This window comes from Ectopseudomonas guguanensis, from assembly GCF_900104265.1.
Taxonomy (GTDB): Bacteria; Pseudomonadota; Gammaproteobacteria; order Pseudomonadales; family Pseudomonadaceae; genus Aquipseudomonas; species Aquipseudomonas guguanensis.
In genome coordinates, this window is the sequence record NZ_FNJJ01000004.1 from 257,608 (window position 1) to 273,634 (window position 16,027).

The following is a 16,027-nucleotide window of genomic DNA, read 5'->3' on the forward strand; positions in this document are numbered from 1 at the left end:
TAGCCTCAAGCGAACCCACAAGTACAAGTCCAGGCCTCGCTGAAGCCACCGGCGTTTTTCTCCAAGCCGCCTAGACTTGCTCTTGTCCGTTCGTCAGCAGCGCCTCGGCGCCAATGCGATAAACACAACAAGAGGAAGCATCCGCATGTTCAAACTGACTGCCAAGGCGCTGGCTTGCGCCCTGTCCCTGTCCATCGCCGGCGTGGTTCACGCTGCCGACCCGATCGTCATCAAGTTCTCTCACGTGGTTGCCGAGCACACCCCGAAAGGTCAGGGTGCCGTGCTGTTCAAGCAACTGGCGGAAGAGCGCCTGGGCGACAAGGTCAAGGTCGAGGTCTATCCGAACTCCTCGCTGTTCGGCGACGGCAAGGAAATGGAAGCGCTGCTGCTCGGCGACGTCCAGATGATCGCCCCGTCCCTGGCCAAGTTCGAGCATTACACCAAGCAGCTGCAGGTGTTCGACCTGCCGTTCCTGTTCGACGACATGGCAGCGGTAGACCGCTTCCAGAAGAGCGCCGAAGGCCAGAAGCTGCTGACCTCCATGACCGACAAGGGCATCACCGGCCTGGCCTACTGGCACAACGGCCTGAAGCAGCTGTCGGCCAACAAGGCGCTGCTCGAGCCCAAGGACGCCCGTGGTCTGAAGTTCCGCGTACAGGCATCCGCCGTACTGGAAGAGCAATTCAAGGCCGTGCGCGCCAACCCGCGCAAGATGAGCTTCGCCGAGGTCTATCAGGGCCTGCAGACTGGCGTGGTCAACGGTGCCGAGAACCCCTACTCGAACATCTACAGCCAGAAGATGCACGAGGTGCAGAAGTACATCACCGAGTCCAACCATGGCCTGCTGGACTACATGCTGATCACCAACACCAAGTTCTGGGACGGTCTGCCGGCTGACGTACGCGACGAGCTGAACAAGATCATCGCCGAGGTCACCGTCGAGGTGAACAAGCAGGCTGACGCCCTCAACGAAGGCGACAAGCAGCGCATCATCGACGCCGGCACCACCGAGATCCTGACTCTGACTCCGGAGCAGCGTGACCAGTGGCGCGACGCCATGCAGCCGGTGTGGAAGAAGTTCGAAGGCGAGATCGGTGCCGACCTGATCAAGGCCGCCCAGGCCGCCAACCAGCAATAAGGCCGGAGAGCCGTAGGGTGGGCAGGACCTTGCCGTTCTGACCCACCACGACGCCCGCGACGGGCGTCGTTCAATGCTGTAACCGGTGGGGCGGCTGCCGTCCCACCCTACGCCCTTTCCATTCGGGAGACCCGACCATGAACGCCTTGCGGCGCGTCTGGGAGCACTTCGAAGAAGGCTTCATCGCCTTTCTTCTGGCAGCCATGACGCTGATCACTTTCGTCTACGTGATCCTCAACAACTTCTACACCCTGTTCTATTGGCTGGGTGACACCTTTGGCGGTAACGCGACCCTGCTCGCTATCGGCGACTTCATTCTCGACCTTGCCCAGGCGATGACCTGGAGCAATGCCCTGACCAAGGCCCTGTTCGGCTGGCTGATCTTCTTCGGCCTGGCCTATGGCGTGCGCACCGCCGGCCACATCGGCGTCGACGCGCTGGTCAAGCTCGCCCCGCGCGGCATTCAGCGCGTGATCGGCGTGATCGCCTGCTCGGCCTGCCTGGGCTACGCCGGCCTGATCGCGGTCGGCAGCTTCGACTGGGTCCGTACCCTGTTCATTGCCGGCATCGGTGCCGAGGATCTGGGCCACTACGGCATCCAGCAATGGCATATCGGCATGATCGTGCCGTTCGGCTACGCCATGGTGTTCATCCGCTTCCTGGAGATCCTCGTGCGTATCCTGCGCAACGAGCAGACCGGTCTCGGCCTGGCTGACGAAGCCGCCGACGCCCTCAAGGTCAATGAGCACGAGGAGGCCAAATAATGACCGTTCTGTTCCTCTTCCTGCTGCTGTTTTTGCTGATGTTCATCGGCGTGCCGATCGCTGCGTCGCTCGGCCTGGCCGGCTCGATCACCATCATGCTGTTCAGCCCCGACTCGGTGCGCTCGCTGGCGATCAAGCTGTTCGAGACCTCCGAGCACTACACCCTGCTGGCGATCCCGTTCTTCCTGCTGTCCGGCGCCTTCATGACCACCGGCGGTGTGGCCAAGCGCCTGATCGACTTCGCCAACGCCTGCGTCGGCCATATCCGTGGTGGCCTGGCCATCGGTGCGGTACTGGCGTGCATGCTGTTCGCCGCGCTGTCCGGCTCCTCGCCCGCCACCGTGGCTGCGGTAGGCTCCATCGCCATCGCCGGCATGGTGCGTTCCGGTTATCCGCAGGCGTTCGGTGCCGGCATCGTGTGTAACGCCGGCACCCTGGGTATCCTGATCCCGCCGTCGATCGTGATGGTGGTCTACGCCGCCGCCACCGAGCAGTCGGTGGGCAAGCTGTTCATGGCTGGTGTCATCCCCGGCGTGATGCTCGGCCTGGCGCTGATGATCGCGATCTACATCGTCGCCCGTATCAAGAAGCTGCCGGCCCTGCCGCGCGCCAGCTTCCGCCAGTGGCTGCGCGCAGCGCGTGAGGCCTTCTGGGGCCTGCTGCTGATGGTGATCATCCTCGGCGGCATCTACAGCGGCATGTTCACGCCCACCGAGGCAGCCGCCGTGGCGGCGGTCTACGCCGGCTTCGTCGCGCTGTTCGTGTACAAGGATCTGACCATCCGCGAGTGCCCGAAGGTGCTGCTGGAGTCCGGCAAGCTGACCATCATGCTGATGTTCATCATCGCCAACGCCATGCTCTTCGCCCATGTGCTGACCACCGAGCAGATCCCGCAGCAAATCACCGCCTGGGTGGTGGAGCTGGGCCTGCAGCCGTGGCAGTTCCTGCTGGTGGTGAACATCGTGCTGCTGGTGGCCGGCGCCTTCATGGAGCCGTCGGCGATCATCCTGATCCTGGCGCCGATTCTCTTCCCCATCGCCATACAGCTGGGCATCGACCCGATCCACCTGGGCATCATCATGGTGGTGAACATGGAGATCGGCCTGATCACGCCACCGGTGGGGCTGAACCTGTTCGTCACCTCGGCGGTGACCGGCATGCCGCTGACCTCGGTGATCAAAGCGGCCTGGCCGTGGCTGATGCTGCTGCTGAGCTTCCTGATGATCATCACCTATATCCCGGCGGTGTCCCTGGGGCTGCCGAACCTGCTCGGCATGTAACCGTTTCCACGAACGCTGCTACTTCGGTACCTCGTGTACCCACTCCGCCCGGCCTTGTGCCGGGCTTTTTTTTTCAGCCATGAAAACGCGGTAGGCTGAAGAAAAGCGCTGTAGCCATTTCCTCCGGCTCCCAACGCACACTGCACTGCCCACCGCCGCCTGCACCGGCGTAAAGTGCGCCGGCATCTTCATCTAGGAAACCGAGGCATGATCAGAAGCAGCCTGAAATCCATCGTTACCACCTGGCTGACCGGCCTGCTGGCGCTCCTGCCGCTGGTGCTGACCCTGGCCCTGCTGGCCTGGATATTCAGCCTGCTCAACCGCCTGGTCGGCCCCTCGACCCTGATCGGCCAGCTGTTCGCGGCGCTCGGTCAGCCCTTCTCCAGCAATGGCTACATGGCCTATCTGCTAGGTAGCCTGGTACTGCTCGCCAGCCTTTATCCGCTTGGCCTGGCCGTACAACTGGGCCTGCGCCGTCCACTGTCCTGGTTGCTCGACCGCACCCTGCGGCGCACGCCTCTGATCGGCAACTTCTACAACCTGGCCGACCGTTTCGTCGGCCTGCTGGACAGGAGCAAGAACCCCGATATCACCACCATGGCGCCGGTCTGGTGCTTCTTCGGCGGCGACGGCGCAGCAGTGCTCGCCCTGCGCCCGAGCTCGGAGAGCGTGGAGCTGGAAGGTCGCGCCTACTGCGCCATCCTCGTACCCACGGCGCCGATCCCCATCGGCGGCGGCCTGCTCTACGTGCCGCAGGAATGGATACGCCCGGCCGACATGGGTGTGGATCAACTGACCAGCATCTACGTGTCCATGGGGCTTACGCCACCCGGCAAGCGCAACGCCGAGCAGTCGCCGCCGGTGCTGATCAAACCCTAGGCAAGCGGCAGGCTGGTGGTGGACTTGATCTCCGACAGCGCGACGATGGAGTTGACCTCCTGGATCCCCGGTACCAGAGACAGTTTCTCGAAGAAGAAGCGCTCATAAGCCTCGATATCGCGGGTGACGATGCGCAGCATGAAGTCCACCGCGCCCATCAGCACGTGGCATTCCAGTACCTCGGGAAACTCGCGCATGGCTTCGGCGAACTCGGTGAGGTTGGAGCGGCCATGGGCGTTGAGCTTGATCTGGGCGAACACCTGCGTATGCAGGCCGATGCGCTTGCGATCGAGCAGGGTCACCTGCTTGCGGATCACCCCCTCCTCCTTGAGGCGCTGGATGCGGCGCCAGCAGGGCGATTGCGACAGGCCGACGCGCTCGGCGATCTCGCCGGTGGACAGGCCGGCATCCTCCTGCAGCAGGGCGAGAATGCGCTGATCATAGGCATCCAGGGCGACGGACATAAAAAATCCCTCATATGGTCGATAAGGGGCAAGACTATCCACAAACTCTAGGTTTTCCCACTAAACCAGGCAGAACTTTTGCTCAGGGAAAGCGGAAACTTGAGCAAAACCTGCCCGAGTGATCGTCATGCCCGATACCACGCCCTTTCCCGCCCTGCCTCAGCGCCGCGATCCCTGGCAGGATCGCGCCGACGCCTGCGTCGAATACCGGTTGCGCACCGATGCCGAAGCCGACGTGCTGTGCCGCCTGCTCGGCCTGTTCGCCCAGTTGCAGCTGCTCCCCGAGGCCCTGCATATGGAGCGCCTGCAGGACGATCTGCACATCAGCCTGCGCCTGCCCGGCCTCTCGCTGCACCGCGCCGGCGTACTGGCGCAGAAGCTGCGCGGCCTGGTGTGCGTCTGGCAGGTGGATTGGCAGCATCTGCATCACAGCCTGGAAACCGAGGTGGCCTGAAGCGGGTGCTCGGTCACGCCAGGCACTTCGCCCTGCTACTGCTTTTCGGGCATCCTAGCTCGGCTGAAAGGTCGTTGAAATACGACCTGCTACCCTTGTTCAGGCCGACCCCGAGGAGCCCGCATGTCCGCCTTCACCGCTACCGCCCCTGACCGTGTACTGGATCTTGGCGACCTGCTGCGCGAGCTGGTAGCCCAGGGCCGAGTCGAGCAGGACGTGGCCGAGCAGTGCCTGGCGATTCGCCGCAGCTCGCTGAACAACAGCCAGCACCCGCTGGAATTCCTCGCCGCGCAGCAGGTCGATGACCTGACGCGCCCGGGCAAGAAACTCGATCTGGAAACCCTTACCGTCTGGCTGGCCAACTTCGCCGGCCAACCCTACCTGCGCATCGACCCGCTGAAGATCGACGTACCGGCCATCACCCCATTGATGTCCTACGCCTTCGCCCAGCGTCACAAGATCCTCGCCGTTGCCGTGGACAGCGAAAGCGTCACCATCGCCAGCAGCCAGCCGCTGGTGCACAGCTGGGAAGCCAACCTGATCCACGTGCTCAAGCGCCCGATCAAGCGCGTGGTGGCCAACCCGGCGGACATCCAGCGCTTCACCACCGAGTTCTACCGCCTGGCCCGCTCGGTCAGCGGCGCCAATGCCACCGACCAGAAGATCAGCGGCGTCGGCAACTTCGAGCAACTGCTGAGCCTTGGCGCCCAGGATCAGGAACCGGACGCCAACGACGCGCACATCGTCAACATCGTCGACTGGCTGTTCCAGTACGCCTTCCAGCAGCGCGCCAGCGATATCCATATCGAACCGCGCCGCGAGCAGGGTACCGTGCGCTTTCGCATCGACGGCGTGCTGCACACCGTCTACCAGTTCCCCGCCCAAGTCACCATGGCGGTGGTCAGCCGCCTGAAGAACCTCGGCCGCATGAACATCGCCGAGAAGCGCAAACCGCAGGACGGCCGGGTCAAGACCAAGACCCCGGACGGCGGCGAGGTGGAGCTGCGCCTGTCGACCCTGCCCACCGCCTTCGGCGAGAAGATGGTGATGCGTATCTTCGACCCCGAGGTGCTGCTGAAAAGCCCAGATCAGCTCGGCTTCTCCCCGGACGACCTGCGCCGCTGGCAGAGCATGACCAGCCAGCCCAACGGCATCATCCTGGTCACCGGCCCCACCGGCTCGGGCAAGACCACCACGCTCTACACCACGCTCAAGCAACTGGCCACGCCGGAGGTGAACGTCTGCACCATCGAGGACCCGATCGAGATGATCGAGGGCGCCTTCAACCAGATGCAGGTGCAGCACAACATCGACCTGACCTTCGCCAGCGGCGTGCGCGCGCTGATGCGCCAGGACCCGGACATCATCATGGTCGGCGAGATCCGCGACCTGGAAACCGCCGAGATGGCTATCCAGGCCGCGCTCACCGGTCACCTGGTGCTCTCCACCCTGCACACCAACGACGCCCCCAGCGCCATCACCCGCCTGCTGGAACTGGGCGTGCCGCACTACCTGCTCAAGGCCACCATCCTCGGCGTCATGGCCCAGCGCCTGGTGCGTACCCTGTGCCCGCACTGCAAGGCGCCGGTGCAGCTGGACGAAGACACCTGGAACGGCCTGACCCGGCCCTGGAGCTCGCCACTGCCGACGCATGCGCACCATGCCGTTGGCTGCCTGGAATGCCGTGAAACCGGCTACCGCGGCCGTGCCGGGGTGTACGAGATCATGCTGATCAACGACGCGATCAAGCCGCTGATCACCGCCGATACGGACCTGACCCTGCTGCGCCGCGCCGCCTTCAAGGACGGCATGCGCAGCCTGCGCCTGTCCGGCGCGCAGAAGGTCGCCGCCGGCCTGACCACCATCGAGGAAGTGCTGCGCGTCACTCCGCAGAGCGAACAGCGCTGATGCTCGCGCAATCGCGATAGCGGTCCTGCTGCATCTGTGGATGCCAGGCGAACAGGTACTGGCCATCCTTGAGCTGATCCACCAGCACCCGGATCACTTCCTGCTGCACCGCCGGACAGCCCAGGCTGCGCCCCATGCGCCCGTGCCGATCGGCCCAGCCTGGCGCCACGTAATCGGCGCCATGGATCACCAGCGCCCGGGCTCGCGCCTGGTCGTTGAAGCCGGGTTCCAGGCCATCGAGACGCAACGAATGACCGTGCCGCCCGCTGTAGCTCTCGGCACCGCGAAACAGGCCGAGGCTGGACTGATGACTGCCCGGCAGGTTGGAGAAGCGCTCGGCGAACAGCTCGCCGGATTGCCGACCATGGGCCACGAACTCACGCTGCAGCAGATGCCGGTGGGTCAGATCGAACACCCACAGGCGCCGCTCCAGCGAAGAACGCGAGTAGTCGATCACCGCCAGCCGCCTGGCCTGATCAGCTACATCGACCTCGCCCTCGACGCATCGCAGCGCCTGTAGCGCATCCTGCAGGGCACGCACCTCAAGCTGCGGCGCTGCGCGCTGCAACGCATCAAGCAGCTCATCGGCCAGTGCATGCTGGCCAGGCATGAGGGCAAGCAAAACCGCACCCGTCAGACGCTTGAACATGCTCCAGTTCCCATCCATCGCCCGGCATCTGCCCACCTTGCGAAGAGGTCGGCGGCAGAGCCCGGGCCGCTGTGCTTAGATTGTTGAATCTGTCAAAGGAGTCTAAGCGATGCACACACAAGGACGATCAGCAAACTGTCTGACCACAGGTAGCCGCGTCTTCCCATGATCACCTACCTGCAACATCTGTCGTTCTGGGACTGGTTGGCCCTGGCCACCCTGCTGTTGATTCTCGAAGTGTTCGGCGCTGGCGGCTACCTGCTGTGGATTGGCCTGGTCGCCGTCACCGTCGGTGCGCTGACCTACCTCTTCCCCGACCTGCCCTGGGCCTGGCAATTTCTACTGTTCGCCGTGCTGGCGGCGGTCTCGGCGCTGCTGTGGTGGCGCCATCAACGGCGCGCGCGCAGGCTGCGCGGCTGAGCGGCCTGGCAACCGGCCATCGCCGGCAAGGAACCACCGGCGGCCGATTCGACTCCTAGGAAAGGAACCACCCAAAAGGAGTTTCATCATGCGTGTAACGAGCCATGCCGCACTGGCGTTCAGTGCCTGCCTGATCGCCCAGACCGCAGCTGCCGATGGCCTGCTGCGCGACATTCTGTCCTCGGGCGCCACCACGGCCTCGACCTACCTGACCTTCAAGGATCGCAAGCTGGTCGCTGCCGCCGAAGAGGATGCCAGCAGCTTCGTCGCCAGTAACGGCGAAATCCGCGGCCCGCACCTGGAAGCGGCCATGCAGCAGCTGCGCAGCACCAATCCGCAGTTGCAGGATGCCGATGACATGGCCCTGGCCAGCGCCATTCTCGCGGCGTCGGCCGCGCCGATTGAAAGCGCACGCTGAGCGCCCATAAAAAATGCCCGCATCCAATGGATGCGGGCATTTTAGTCTGGCGGCCGAGACATCGAGCCTTTGCAGGCCTCCCGACAGCCTCTCGTATTACATCAGCGGCAGGGTGTAGCTGACGATCAGACGGTTTTCGTCGATGTCGCGGCTGAAGTTGTTGCGCATAGTAGCGTTACGCCAGCGAACACCCAGGTTCTTCAGTGCACCTTCCTGGAAGACGTACATCAACTCGGTGTTGCGCTCCCACTCACGACCTTCGGAAACACCACGACCACGGTCAATGTTGTCACCAGTCAGGTAACGGGTCATGAAAGTCAGGCCCGGAATACCGATGGAGGCGAAGTTGAAGTCATAACGCGCCTGGTAGGACTTCTCGTCCTTGTTGGCGAAGTCGCCAATCTGCACGTAGTTGACCAGGAAAGGATCGGTACCGTTGATGAAGGCAAAGCCAGTGTCGCCACTCATTTTCTGGTAACCCAGGCCAAAGGCATGGCCATCCAGACCATAGGTAATCATGGCGCCGAAGGCCTTGTTGTCGACGTTGCTGCGGTTGCCGTCGTCAGTGGAACGCGCATAGCGCAAATCGGTCTTCAGGCTCTGCTTGTCGGCCAGCGGCAGGACATGCACGACGTTGAAGGAGTGCTGTTTGTACAGCTCGTCCAGATTGGAGTAGTAGTAACCGGCGCTCAGATCCTTGGTCAGCTTGTAAGTGCCACCGATGAAGTCGAAGGAATCGGTAGTGGAGCCGCCAACAGTGGTGATGCCACGACGACCACCAGTAGTGATACCGATGTCTTCGTAGTCGTTGGAGTTACGGTTGTTGACCTCACGGACGTGAGCGGCTTCCAGCATCAGACCGTCGATCTCCTGGGAGACGACGTGACCTGCTTCAAAGACCTGCGGCAGCAGACGGCTATCACTGGACGCAATTGCAGCGTTCTTGAACTGCATCTGGCCAACACGCAGAGTGCTGTTGGATACCTTGGCTTTAGCCGCTACAGCCAGACCAGAGTAGTTATCCTGAGAACCGAGACCATTGTTGCGAGAGCGATCCGGAACCAGCAGGCCACTGCCACCGGTACCGCCACCCGAATCCAGCTTGAAGCCGAACATACCGATGGCATCAGCACCGAAACCTACAGTGCCTTCGGTAAAGCCGGAGTTCATGCGCAGAATGAAACCCTGTGCCCACTCTTCGGATTTGGACTGGCCAGCATCCTCACGGAAATCACGATTAAAGTAGAAGTTGCGTGCTTCCAGGCTGACTTTGGTATCGCCGACCAGGTCGGCGAAGGCCACTTGGCTCAGGCCCAGGGTGCTGGCGGCTACGGCCAGTGCCAGGGAGGTCTTTCTCATTATGTTTCTCTCCAGTGTGTTTAAGGTGACGCTTCGTCCGGCGCGGACTTCGGCACGAAGAGGCAGGCCGGAACGAATGGGGCATAGGCACCCGCGAGCGGACACGGCGCAAGCCGGGCTCGAAGGGGTGCGTGAAAATTCAGGAACAACGAAACAACGGCGAACGCAGCGAAGCGACCGAAACAAGGCGGGCTGAGTGATGCATGGTGAGTACTCTCTCGTCGTTGTTATTTTGCGCCGACGTCCTGGGCGGCATCTGGCAGGAACTATGCAGATTGCGCGCCAGCGTCCTCCAATAGGCGCGCAATGCTTCTAGAACAGCAGGTTACATTTTTTCTGCAGACGCGTGACCAGGCGATGACAACTTTCTATCGGCAACTTTCCGCCCACCAAAACCCGCCACAAGGCGGAAAATCGCCAATCGTCATCCCAGCACGATCTGATTCTTGCCCTGCCGCTTGGCCAGGTACATGGCGGCATCGGCACGCGCGTAGAGCGCATCGAGGCTGACATCGGTCGCCAGCATGCTGGTCAGGCCCTGGCTGACGGTGATGCCGAAGCTCTTGCCCTCATGCTGGAAGCTGAGGCGTTGCACCTCACGCTGCAGCCTTTCCGCTACCTGCAGGGCCAGGTCCTGCTCGCAGCCCGGGAACAGCGCAGCGAATTCCTCGCCGCCGATACGCCCGAACAGGTCGCCGCGACGCAAGGCATTGCTGCCGCAATGGGCCAGGCGCCGCAACACCTCGTCGCCGGTCTGGTGACCGTACTGGTCGTTGATCTTCTTGAAGTCGTCGAGGTCGAGCAGCAGGAAAGCCAACGGGCTGCCGAACTTGCGTGCGTGCTCGAACTCGCGACGGGCGCACTCGAAGAAGTGCCTGCGGTTGCTGCTCTGGGTCAGCACGTCGGTGGTGGCCAGGCGATGCAGTTCGCCCTCGAGGCGCTTCTTCTCGGTGATGTCTTCGGCGATGCCGACGATAACCCTGCCCGGCTCCGCACCCGGCCTGGGGCTGACGAAGCATTTGTCGCTGAGCCAGCGCAGTTGGCCATCGGCACGAATGATGCGGTACTCGCGCGACTCCACCGCGCCGGTTTCCAGCACCTTGGCCAGGCTTTCGGCGGCGTAGTCGAGGTCATCCGGATAGATGCTGTTGCGCCACTCGCCGTAGTCGGCCAGCAGCAGCGCGGCGGAGCGGCCGAAGATGCGCTCGTAGGCCGGACTGACGTAAATCATCCGCTGCTCCTCCCAGTCGAAGGCCCAGAGCACGGCATTGACGCTGCCAAGCAGGCTACTGAACAGCTGTTCGCGCTCGCCCAGGCGCTCCACCTCGGCCCGGCTGTGCAACAAGGCCAGGGTCAGTTCTTCCAACTCGGAAACAGCGTTGCCTTGATCATCCATCACAGCGGCCATCCAATCCCTCGCATAAGCGTAAAGTGAGCATAGTGCGAGTCTTGGACAAACAAGAAGGCCCGCCAGTTCGGCGGGCCTTCGCGAGCGAAGAGCGGTCAGGCGATCGCGTTGGCGGGCCGCAGCGAGTAGGTCTTGAGCTGCTCGGCGAACTCGCGCAGCGACTGGATACCGCTGGCTTCGGCCTCGTGCACCCACTGCTTCATGGCCTCGAGCATGTCGTGGCCGTTGCTGCTGGTCTTGACCCAGATCTGCTGCAGGGCCAGGCGCTTCTCGTAGATCACCTTGAGTGCCTGGCTTTGCGCCAGCATGTCGGCGATACGTGCATGGTGCTGCTCTTCCAGCAGGCTCGGCTCACGCGACAGCAGGCGCTTGGCGCGGCGGAACAGATGGCGCACCGACTCGTCGGCCTTGGCCACTTCCTGCTTGACCAGCGGCGCGATCACCAGCTTGCGGTACTGCGCCATGATCTGGAAGCGGTTGTTGAGGATGGCCATGGCGGTGTCCATGTCCAAGTGGCCCTTGCCTTCGACGCGATGGGCGATGGGTGCGACGCGCTGCACCGTGGCCAGGCCGAAGAAGCTGAACAGCTTGATCCAGGCCCAGCCCATGTCGAACTCCCACTTCTTCACCGACAGCTTGGCGCTGTTGGGGTAGGTGTGGTGGTTGTTGTGCAGTTCTTCGCCACCGATGATGATGCCCCAGGGCACCAGGTTGGTGGCGGCGTCACGGCACTCGAAGTTGCGATAGCCGACCGCATGGCCCAGGCCGTTGATCACACCGGCAGCCCAGAACGGAATCCACATCATCTGGACGGCCCAGACGGTCATGCCGAGCACGCCGAACAGGGCCAGGTCGATGATCGCCATCAGGGTCACACCGCCGATCGGGTAACGGCTGTAGACATTGCGCTCGATCCAGTCATCCGGGCAGTTCTTGCCATAGATGCGCAAGGTTTCCTGGTTCTTCGCCTCTTCCTGATAGAGTTCGGCACCTTTGCGCAGCACGGTACCCAGCCCCTTGATCACCGGGCTGTGCGGGTCATCGACGGTTTCGCACTTGGCGTGGTGCTTGCGGTGAATCGCGGTCCACTCGCGGGTGTTCTGGCCGGTGGTCAGCCACAGCCAGAAACGGAAGAAATGCTTGAGCGCCGGGTGCAGTTCCAGTGCCCGGTGCGCAGAGTAGCGGTGCAGATAGACGGTGACGCTGACGATGGTCACGTGCGTCATCAGCAAGGTCGCAGCCACCAGCTGCCAGACCGACAGGTCGAGTAAACCGTTGTACCACATGGGCGCTGTTGCCTCTTGATAGGGGAACGCGGTTTGTCCTACAAGGACGAACCTGATCGCATTATCCCTGACCCAGGCCAGAAAACCAGTTGGTCTTTTAGATAAGAATGTTTCAGCCCCACCCCCATCTATACTGCTCGACATTTACACGGAGCGTAGCCGCCCACCCATGCGTATCGACACCGCCGCCTTGCGTCTGACCCTGGGCTACCTGCTACTGGCCGGTCTGTGGATTCTTCTCAGTGATCATCTGCTGACGGCCCTGGGGCTTTCGCTGGTGCAGCAGGAGCGCCTGCAATCGCTCAAGGGCCTGTTCTTCGTCGTGCTCACCAGTGCGCTGCTGTATCTCATCCTGCATCGTCATGCCCAGCAGTATCGCAGCGCGCGTCTACAGCTGGCCGGCAACGAGGAACGCCTGCGCCTGGCGCTCGATGCCACGCGCGACGGGCTGTGGGACTGGGACGTGTCGAGCCGCCGGGTGTTCTTCTCCGAAGGCTACGCCAAGCTGCTCGGCCTGACCCCACAGGCGCTCGGCGACACCCGCGAGGATTGGGCCGCACGCCTGCACCCGGACGACCAGGAGCGCGCCCTGCATGCGCTCAATGCCGAGCTGAGCGAGCAGTCCTACGAGAACATCTACCGCCTGCGCCACGCCGACGGCAGCTATCGCTGGATTCATTCCCGCGGTCGCCTGCTACGCGATGAGCAGGGGCAGCCGCAGCGCTTCATCGGCATCGCCAGCGACATCACTCGGCAGCGCGCCATCGACGACAGCCTGCGCCAGGCTGCCGCGGTATTCGACGCCACTCAGGAAGGCGTGCTGGTTACCGATGCCGAGCAGCGCATCGTTCACGTCAACCCCGCCTTCAGCCGCATCACCGGCTACAGCAGCGAGGAAATCCTCGGCCAGCACCCGACCCTGCTCAAGTCCGGCCGCCACGACGCCAACTTCTACCAGAGCCTGTGGCAGGCCCTGGAGAACCGCGGCGCCTGGAGCGGCGAAGTGTGGAACCGGCGCAAGAGCGGCGAAATCTACCCGCAGTGGCAGTGCATCCGCGTGATCCACGACGAACAGGGGCGCGTCAGCCATTACGTCGCCGTGTTCTCCGACATCACCGCGCTCAAGCGTTCGCAGCGAGAGCTGGATTACCTGGCGCACCACGACCCGCTGAGCAACCTGCCCAACCGCCTGCTGTTCACCGAGCGCGTCGCCCATGCACTGGAGCGCAGCAAGATCGAGGAACTGCGTGGCGCAGTGCTGCTGATCGACCTCGACCACTTCAAGCACATCAACGAAAGCCTTGGTCACAACGTTGGCGATCTGCTGCTCAAGAGCGTCGGCGAGCGCCTGCAGCACGGCCTGCCCAATGGCAGCACGCTGGCGCGGCTGGGCGGCGACGAATTCGGCCTGCTCAGCGAGAACTGCGCCGGCGCCACCCAGGCAGCCGAGCTGGCGCAGCGCCTGTTGCGCAACCTGGAAACGCCCTTTCGCCTCGACGGTCACGAGCTCTACATCGGCGCCAGCATCGGCATCAGCCTGTTCCCCGAAGATGCCGACAGCGTCGAGCAGATCCTGCGCAATGCCGACTCGGCACTGTTCAAGGCCAAGAGCAGCGGCCGCGAGGGCTATGCCTTCTACGTGCAGGAGCTGACCGACTACGCGCGCCAACGCGTCGAACTGGCCAGCAGTCTGCGCCATGCCCTCGACAATCAGGAGCTGCGCGTCTACTACCAGCCACTGCACGACCTGCGTGACGGTAGCCAGGTGGGCATGGAAGCACTGGTACGCTGGCAGCATCCGCAACGCGGGCTGATTCCACCCGCCGAATTCATCCCGATCGCCGAAGATAACGGCATGATCGGCGTCATCGATGCCTGGGTACTGGAGCAGGCCTGCCGCCAGATGGTGCGCTGGAACGACAAAGGGGGCAGGCTGAATTTCGTCGCGGTGAACGTCTCCAGCCGCCTGTTCAGCCGTGGCGAACTCGACCAGCGGGTCGCCGCGGTGCTCGCCGAAACCGGCCTGCCACCCGAGCAGCTGGAGCTGGAGGTCACCGAGAGCGCGATCATGGAAGACCCCGACGCCGCCCTGAAACTGCTCACCAGCCTGCGCGCGCTGGGCGTGCGGCTGGCCATCGACGACTTCGGCACCGGCTACAGCTCGCTGGCGCGCCTCAAGCGCCTGCCGGTGGACAAGCTCAAGCTGGACCAGAGCTTCGTGCGCGGCCTGCCCGACGATCCGGAAGATGCTGCCATCACCCGCGCCGTCATCGCGCTGGGCAAGAGCCTGGGCCTCAAGGTCCTCGCCGAGGGCATCGAGCAACCGGCTCAGGCCGATTTTCTGCGTGAACTAGGCTGTAATTACGGCCAGGGCTATCACTTCGGTCGCCCGCAACCGGTACCTGCCGAAACCCTCGACACCACCACAGCCAACGAAGCGAAGAATAGCCAGTCCAGCACCAGGAGCTGAGCATGCGCGTGCTGATTCTCGAAGACGATCCGTGGATCGCCGATCTGCTCAAACAGATCGTACTGAGCCTGCGTCCCGGCGCGCGCGTCGACTGCCAGGGGCGCGTGGCCGACGCGATCGCGGCCTGGCAACGCGAACCGGCGCAGATGGTGATCGCCGACTGGAACCTGCCGGACGGCAACGGCACGCGCCTGTTGCAGGCAGTGCGCAGCCAGGACCGCGAGGTGGCCCTGGTGATGATCACCTCGCGCGCCGACCGCGACAGCGTGCTCGAGGTGCGCCCGCTGGGCATCAGCGCATTCATCAGCAAGCCCTTCCAGGTGCCCAAGGTGCTCGATTGCCTGCGTCGCCTGCTGCCCGGCGACGATGCGCCCGCGCCGGCTACCGCCAGCGACCGGGACTTCCTCGGCCATCTGGCCGCCTTGCCCGACGAGGAGATCGATCTGCCGCTGAGCGCCGAGCTCTGCCAGCAGTTGCAGGACACGAGCGACGCCCCGGCGAACCTGCAACAACTCGGTGATCTCTGGCAGCACGACCCGGCCGTGCAGGCACGACTGGTCGCTGCCGCCAACAGCCCCCTGTACAACAGCGCCGGACAGCCGTGCAGCAACCTGGCCGACGCCGTCCGACGCCTGGGGGCGGCCACCGCGCTGAACCTGGTCCAGGGGCTGGCGCTGCGCCCGGTGGCGCGCCTGCAGGATGCCGATCTGCAAAGCCTGGGCGAGGGCCTGCTGCAGACGCAGCTGAGCGTGCGCCAGCGGGTCACCGAACTGGCCAGGGCCTGCCAGCTGGATCCGGCGCCCCTGCAATGCGCCGCGCTGCTGCAACGCATGGGCGAGCTGGCGGTGCTGCAGCAGGCGCAGATCTGGCGCGGGCGCGGCCTGGAGCTGCACGAGGATCAGCTGCAACGCGCCCTGCGCCAGCACAGCAGCGAGCTGGCCAACCGGCTCAAGGCGCACTGGCGCCTGCCCATCGTGCTGCGTGAGCTGATCGGCGCCTGCTATGGCCTGGCGCCGGGCAACACGCGCCGCGAACCCATTCTCATGCGCCTGGCCGTCGCCGAAATGCAGAACGCCGACAGCCGGGAAGTGCAACGTCTGCGCCGCCTGGCCGGGCTGGCCTGAGGCCGG

Annotated in this window: 15 protein-coding genes; 10 read left to right on the top strand and 5 right to left on the bottom strand. The window is 63.7% G+C overall.

Annotated elements, in window-relative coordinates; all coding sequences use genetic code 11:
- The first annotated feature begins 145 nt into the window (after positions 1–145).
- From dctP to BLS61_RS08035, 4 genes are all read left to right on the top strand, one after another.
- Positions 146–1,138 carry a C4-dicarboxylate TRAP substrate-binding protein DctP gene (dctP, locus tag BLS61_RS08020; protein WP_090429643.1) on the top strand — a complete coding sequence of 331 codons (993 nt, stop codon included), beginning with the start codon at positions 146–148 and terminating at the stop codon, positions 1,136–1,138.
- Positions 1,139–1,275: 137 nt separating this feature from the next.
- A complete protein-coding gene (locus BLS61_RS08025) occupies positions 1,276–1,902 on the top strand; it encodes a TRAP transporter small permease (protein ID WP_090429646.1) in 627 nt (208 codons plus the stop codon).
- Complete coding sequence (gene dctM, locus BLS61_RS08030; RefSeq protein WP_090429648.1) at positions 1,902–3,182, top strand: C4-dicarboxylate TRAP transporter large permease protein DctM; 1,281 nt, start codon at positions 1,902–1,904, stop codon at positions 3,180–3,182. The genes BLS61_RS08025 and dctM overlap by 1 nt, the downstream gene beginning before the upstream one ends.
- A 207-nt stretch (positions 3,183–3,389) precedes the next feature.
- Positions 3,390–4,061: a DUF502 domain-containing protein gene (locus BLS61_RS08035; protein ID WP_090429650.1), complete on the top strand. Its 672-nt coding sequence runs from the start codon at positions 3,390–3,392 to the stop codon at positions 4,059–4,061.
- Here the strand turns inward: BLS61_RS08035 and BLS61_RS08040 are convergent.
- Positions 4,058–4,525 carry an Lrp/AsnC family transcriptional regulator gene (locus tag BLS61_RS08040; protein ID WP_090429652.1) on the bottom strand — a complete coding sequence of 156 codons (468 nt, stop codon included), beginning with the start codon at positions 4,523–4,525 and terminating at the stop codon, positions 4,058–4,060. The genes BLS61_RS08035 and BLS61_RS08040 overlap by 4 nt on opposite strands.
- A gap of 127 nt (positions 4,526–4,652) precedes the next feature.
- On the opposite strand from BLS61_RS08040, the gene BLS61_RS08045 reads away from it, so the two are divergent.
- Together BLS61_RS08045 and tfpB are read left to right on the top strand one after the other, a co-directional pair.
- The gene (locus tag BLS61_RS08045; RefSeq protein WP_090429654.1) at positions 4,653–4,979 is read left to right on the top strand and encodes a hypothetical protein; all 327 of its coding nucleotides are present in this window, start codon (positions 4,653–4,655) and stop codon (positions 4,977–4,979) included.
- A 123-nt stretch (positions 4,980–5,102) separates the two neighbouring features.
- Entirely contained in the window at positions 5,103–6,887 is a 1,785-nt protein-coding gene (gene tfpB, locus BLS61_RS08050; RefSeq protein ID WP_090429656.1) for a type IV pilus assembly ATPase TfpB, read from the top strand.
- On the opposite strand, the gene BLS61_RS08055 is transcribed toward tfpB, so the two are convergent.
- Positions 6,862–7,536, bottom strand: coding sequence for a murein L,D-transpeptidase catalytic domain family protein (locus BLS61_RS08055; RefSeq protein WP_208598781.1), 675 nt, complete (start codon positions 7,534–7,536; stop codon positions 6,862–6,864). The genes tfpB and BLS61_RS08055 overlap by 26 nt on opposite strands.
- Positions 7,537–7,701: 165 nt before the next feature.
- Between BLS61_RS08055 and BLS61_RS08060 the strand changes: the two genes are divergently transcribed.
- Both BLS61_RS08060 and BLS61_RS08065 read left to right on the top strand, forming a co-directional pair.
- Positions 7,702–7,956, top strand: coding sequence for an NfeD family protein (locus BLS61_RS08060; protein ID WP_090429658.1), 255 nt, complete (start codon positions 7,702–7,704; stop codon positions 7,954–7,956).
- Positions 7,957–8,044: 88 nt separating this feature from the next.
- Positions 8,045–8,374 (top strand): DUF2388 domain-containing protein, encoded by a 330-nt coding sequence (locus BLS61_RS08065; protein WP_090429660.1) that lies wholly within the window; start codon positions 8,045–8,047, stop codon positions 8,372–8,374.
- A gap of 96 nt (positions 8,375–8,470) precedes the next feature.
- On the opposite strand, the gene BLS61_RS08070 is transcribed toward BLS61_RS08065, so the two are convergent.
- The 3 genes from BLS61_RS08070 to desA form a co-directional block, all read right to left on the bottom strand.
- Positions 8,471–9,733 carry an OprD family porin gene (locus tag BLS61_RS08070; RefSeq protein WP_090429661.1) on the bottom strand — a complete coding sequence of 421 codons (1,263 nt, stop codon included), beginning with the start codon at positions 9,731–9,733 and terminating at the stop codon, positions 8,471–8,473.
- A 424-nt stretch (positions 9,734–10,157) separates the two neighbouring features.
- Positions 10,158–11,129 (bottom strand): GGDEF domain-containing protein, encoded by a 972-nt coding sequence (locus tag BLS61_RS08075; protein ID WP_090429900.1) that lies wholly within the window; start codon positions 11,127–11,129, stop codon positions 10,158–10,160.
- A 107-nt stretch (positions 11,130–11,236) separates the two neighbouring features.
- Positions 11,237–12,427, bottom strand: a complete 1,191-nt coding sequence (desA, locus tag BLS61_RS08080) for a delta-9 fatty acid desaturase DesA (RefSeq protein WP_090429665.1) — start codon at positions 12,425–12,427, stop codon at positions 11,237–11,239.
- 169 nt (positions 12,428–12,596) lie between these two features.
- On the opposite strand from desA, the gene dibA reads away from it, so the two are divergent.
- Together dibA and BLS61_RS08090 are read left to right on the top strand one after the other, a co-directional pair.
- The gene (gene dibA, locus BLS61_RS08085) at positions 12,597–14,897 is read left to right on the top strand and encodes a phosphodiesterase DibA (RefSeq protein ID WP_090429667.1); all 2,301 of its coding nucleotides are present in this window, start codon (positions 12,597–12,599) and stop codon (positions 14,895–14,897) included.
- 2 nt (positions 14,898–14,899) lie between these two features.
- Complete coding sequence (locus BLS61_RS08090; protein WP_090429669.1) at positions 14,900–16,021, top strand: HDOD domain-containing protein; 1,122 nt, start codon at positions 14,900–14,902, stop codon at positions 16,019–16,021.
- Positions 16,022–16,027: the final 6 nt, after the last annotated feature.

Bases quoted from the DNA above. Each gene is read 5' to 3' on its own strand.
- BLS61_RS08060 (WP_090429658.1), top strand. From the start codon at position 7,702: ATGATCACCTACCTGCAACATCTGTCGTTCTGGGACTGGTTGGCCCTG.
- dctP (WP_090429643.1), top strand. From the start codon at position 146: ATGTTCAAACTGACTGCCAAGGCGCTGGCTTGCGCCCTGTCCCTGTCC.
- BLS61_RS08090 (WP_090429669.1), top strand. From the start codon at position 14,900: ATGCGCGTGCTGATTCTCGAAGACGATCCGTGGATCGCCGATCTGCTC.
- BLS61_RS08045 (WP_090429654.1), top strand. From the start codon at position 4,653: ATGCCCGATACCACGCCCTTTCCCGCCCTGCCTCAGCGCCGCGATCCC.
- BLS61_RS08065 (WP_090429660.1), top strand. From the start codon at position 8,045: ATGCGTGTAACGAGCCATGCCGCACTGGCGTTCAGTGCCTGCCTGATC.
- BLS61_RS08040 (WP_090429652.1), bottom strand. From the start codon at position 4,525: ATGTCCGTCGCCCTGGATGCCTATGATCAGCGCATTCTCGCCCTGCTG.
- dibA (WP_090429667.1), top strand. From the start codon at position 12,597: ATGCGTATCGACACCGCCGCCTTGCGTCTGACCCTGGGCTACCTGCTA.
- tfpB (WP_090429656.1), top strand. From the start codon at position 5,103: ATGTCCGCCTTCACCGCTACCGCCCCTGACCGTGTACTGGATCTTGGC.
- BLS61_RS08025 (WP_090429646.1), top strand. From the start codon at position 1,276: ATGAACGCCTTGCGGCGCGTCTGGGAGCACTTCGAAGAAGGCTTCATC.
- BLS61_RS08035 (WP_090429650.1), top strand. From the start codon at position 3,390: ATGATCAGAAGCAGCCTGAAATCCATCGTTACCACCTGGCTGACCGGC.
- BLS61_RS08070 (WP_090429661.1), bottom strand. From the start codon at position 9,733: ATGAGAAAGACCTCCCTGGCACTGGCCGTAGCCGCCAGCACCCTGGGC.
- BLS61_RS08055 (WP_208598781.1), bottom strand. From the start codon at position 7,536: ATGTTCAAGCGTCTGACGGGTGCGGTTTTGCTTGCCCTCATGCCTGGC.
- desA (WP_090429665.1), bottom strand. From the start codon at position 12,427: ATGTGGTACAACGGTTTACTCGACCTGTCGGTCTGGCAGCTGGTGGCT.
- dctM (WP_090429648.1), top strand. From the start codon at position 1,902: ATGACCGTTCTGTTCCTCTTCCTGCTGCTGTTTTTGCTGATGTTCATC.
- BLS61_RS08075 (WP_090429900.1), bottom strand. From the start codon at position 11,129: ATGGATGATCAAGGCAACGCTGTTTCCGAGTTGGAAGAACTGACCCTG.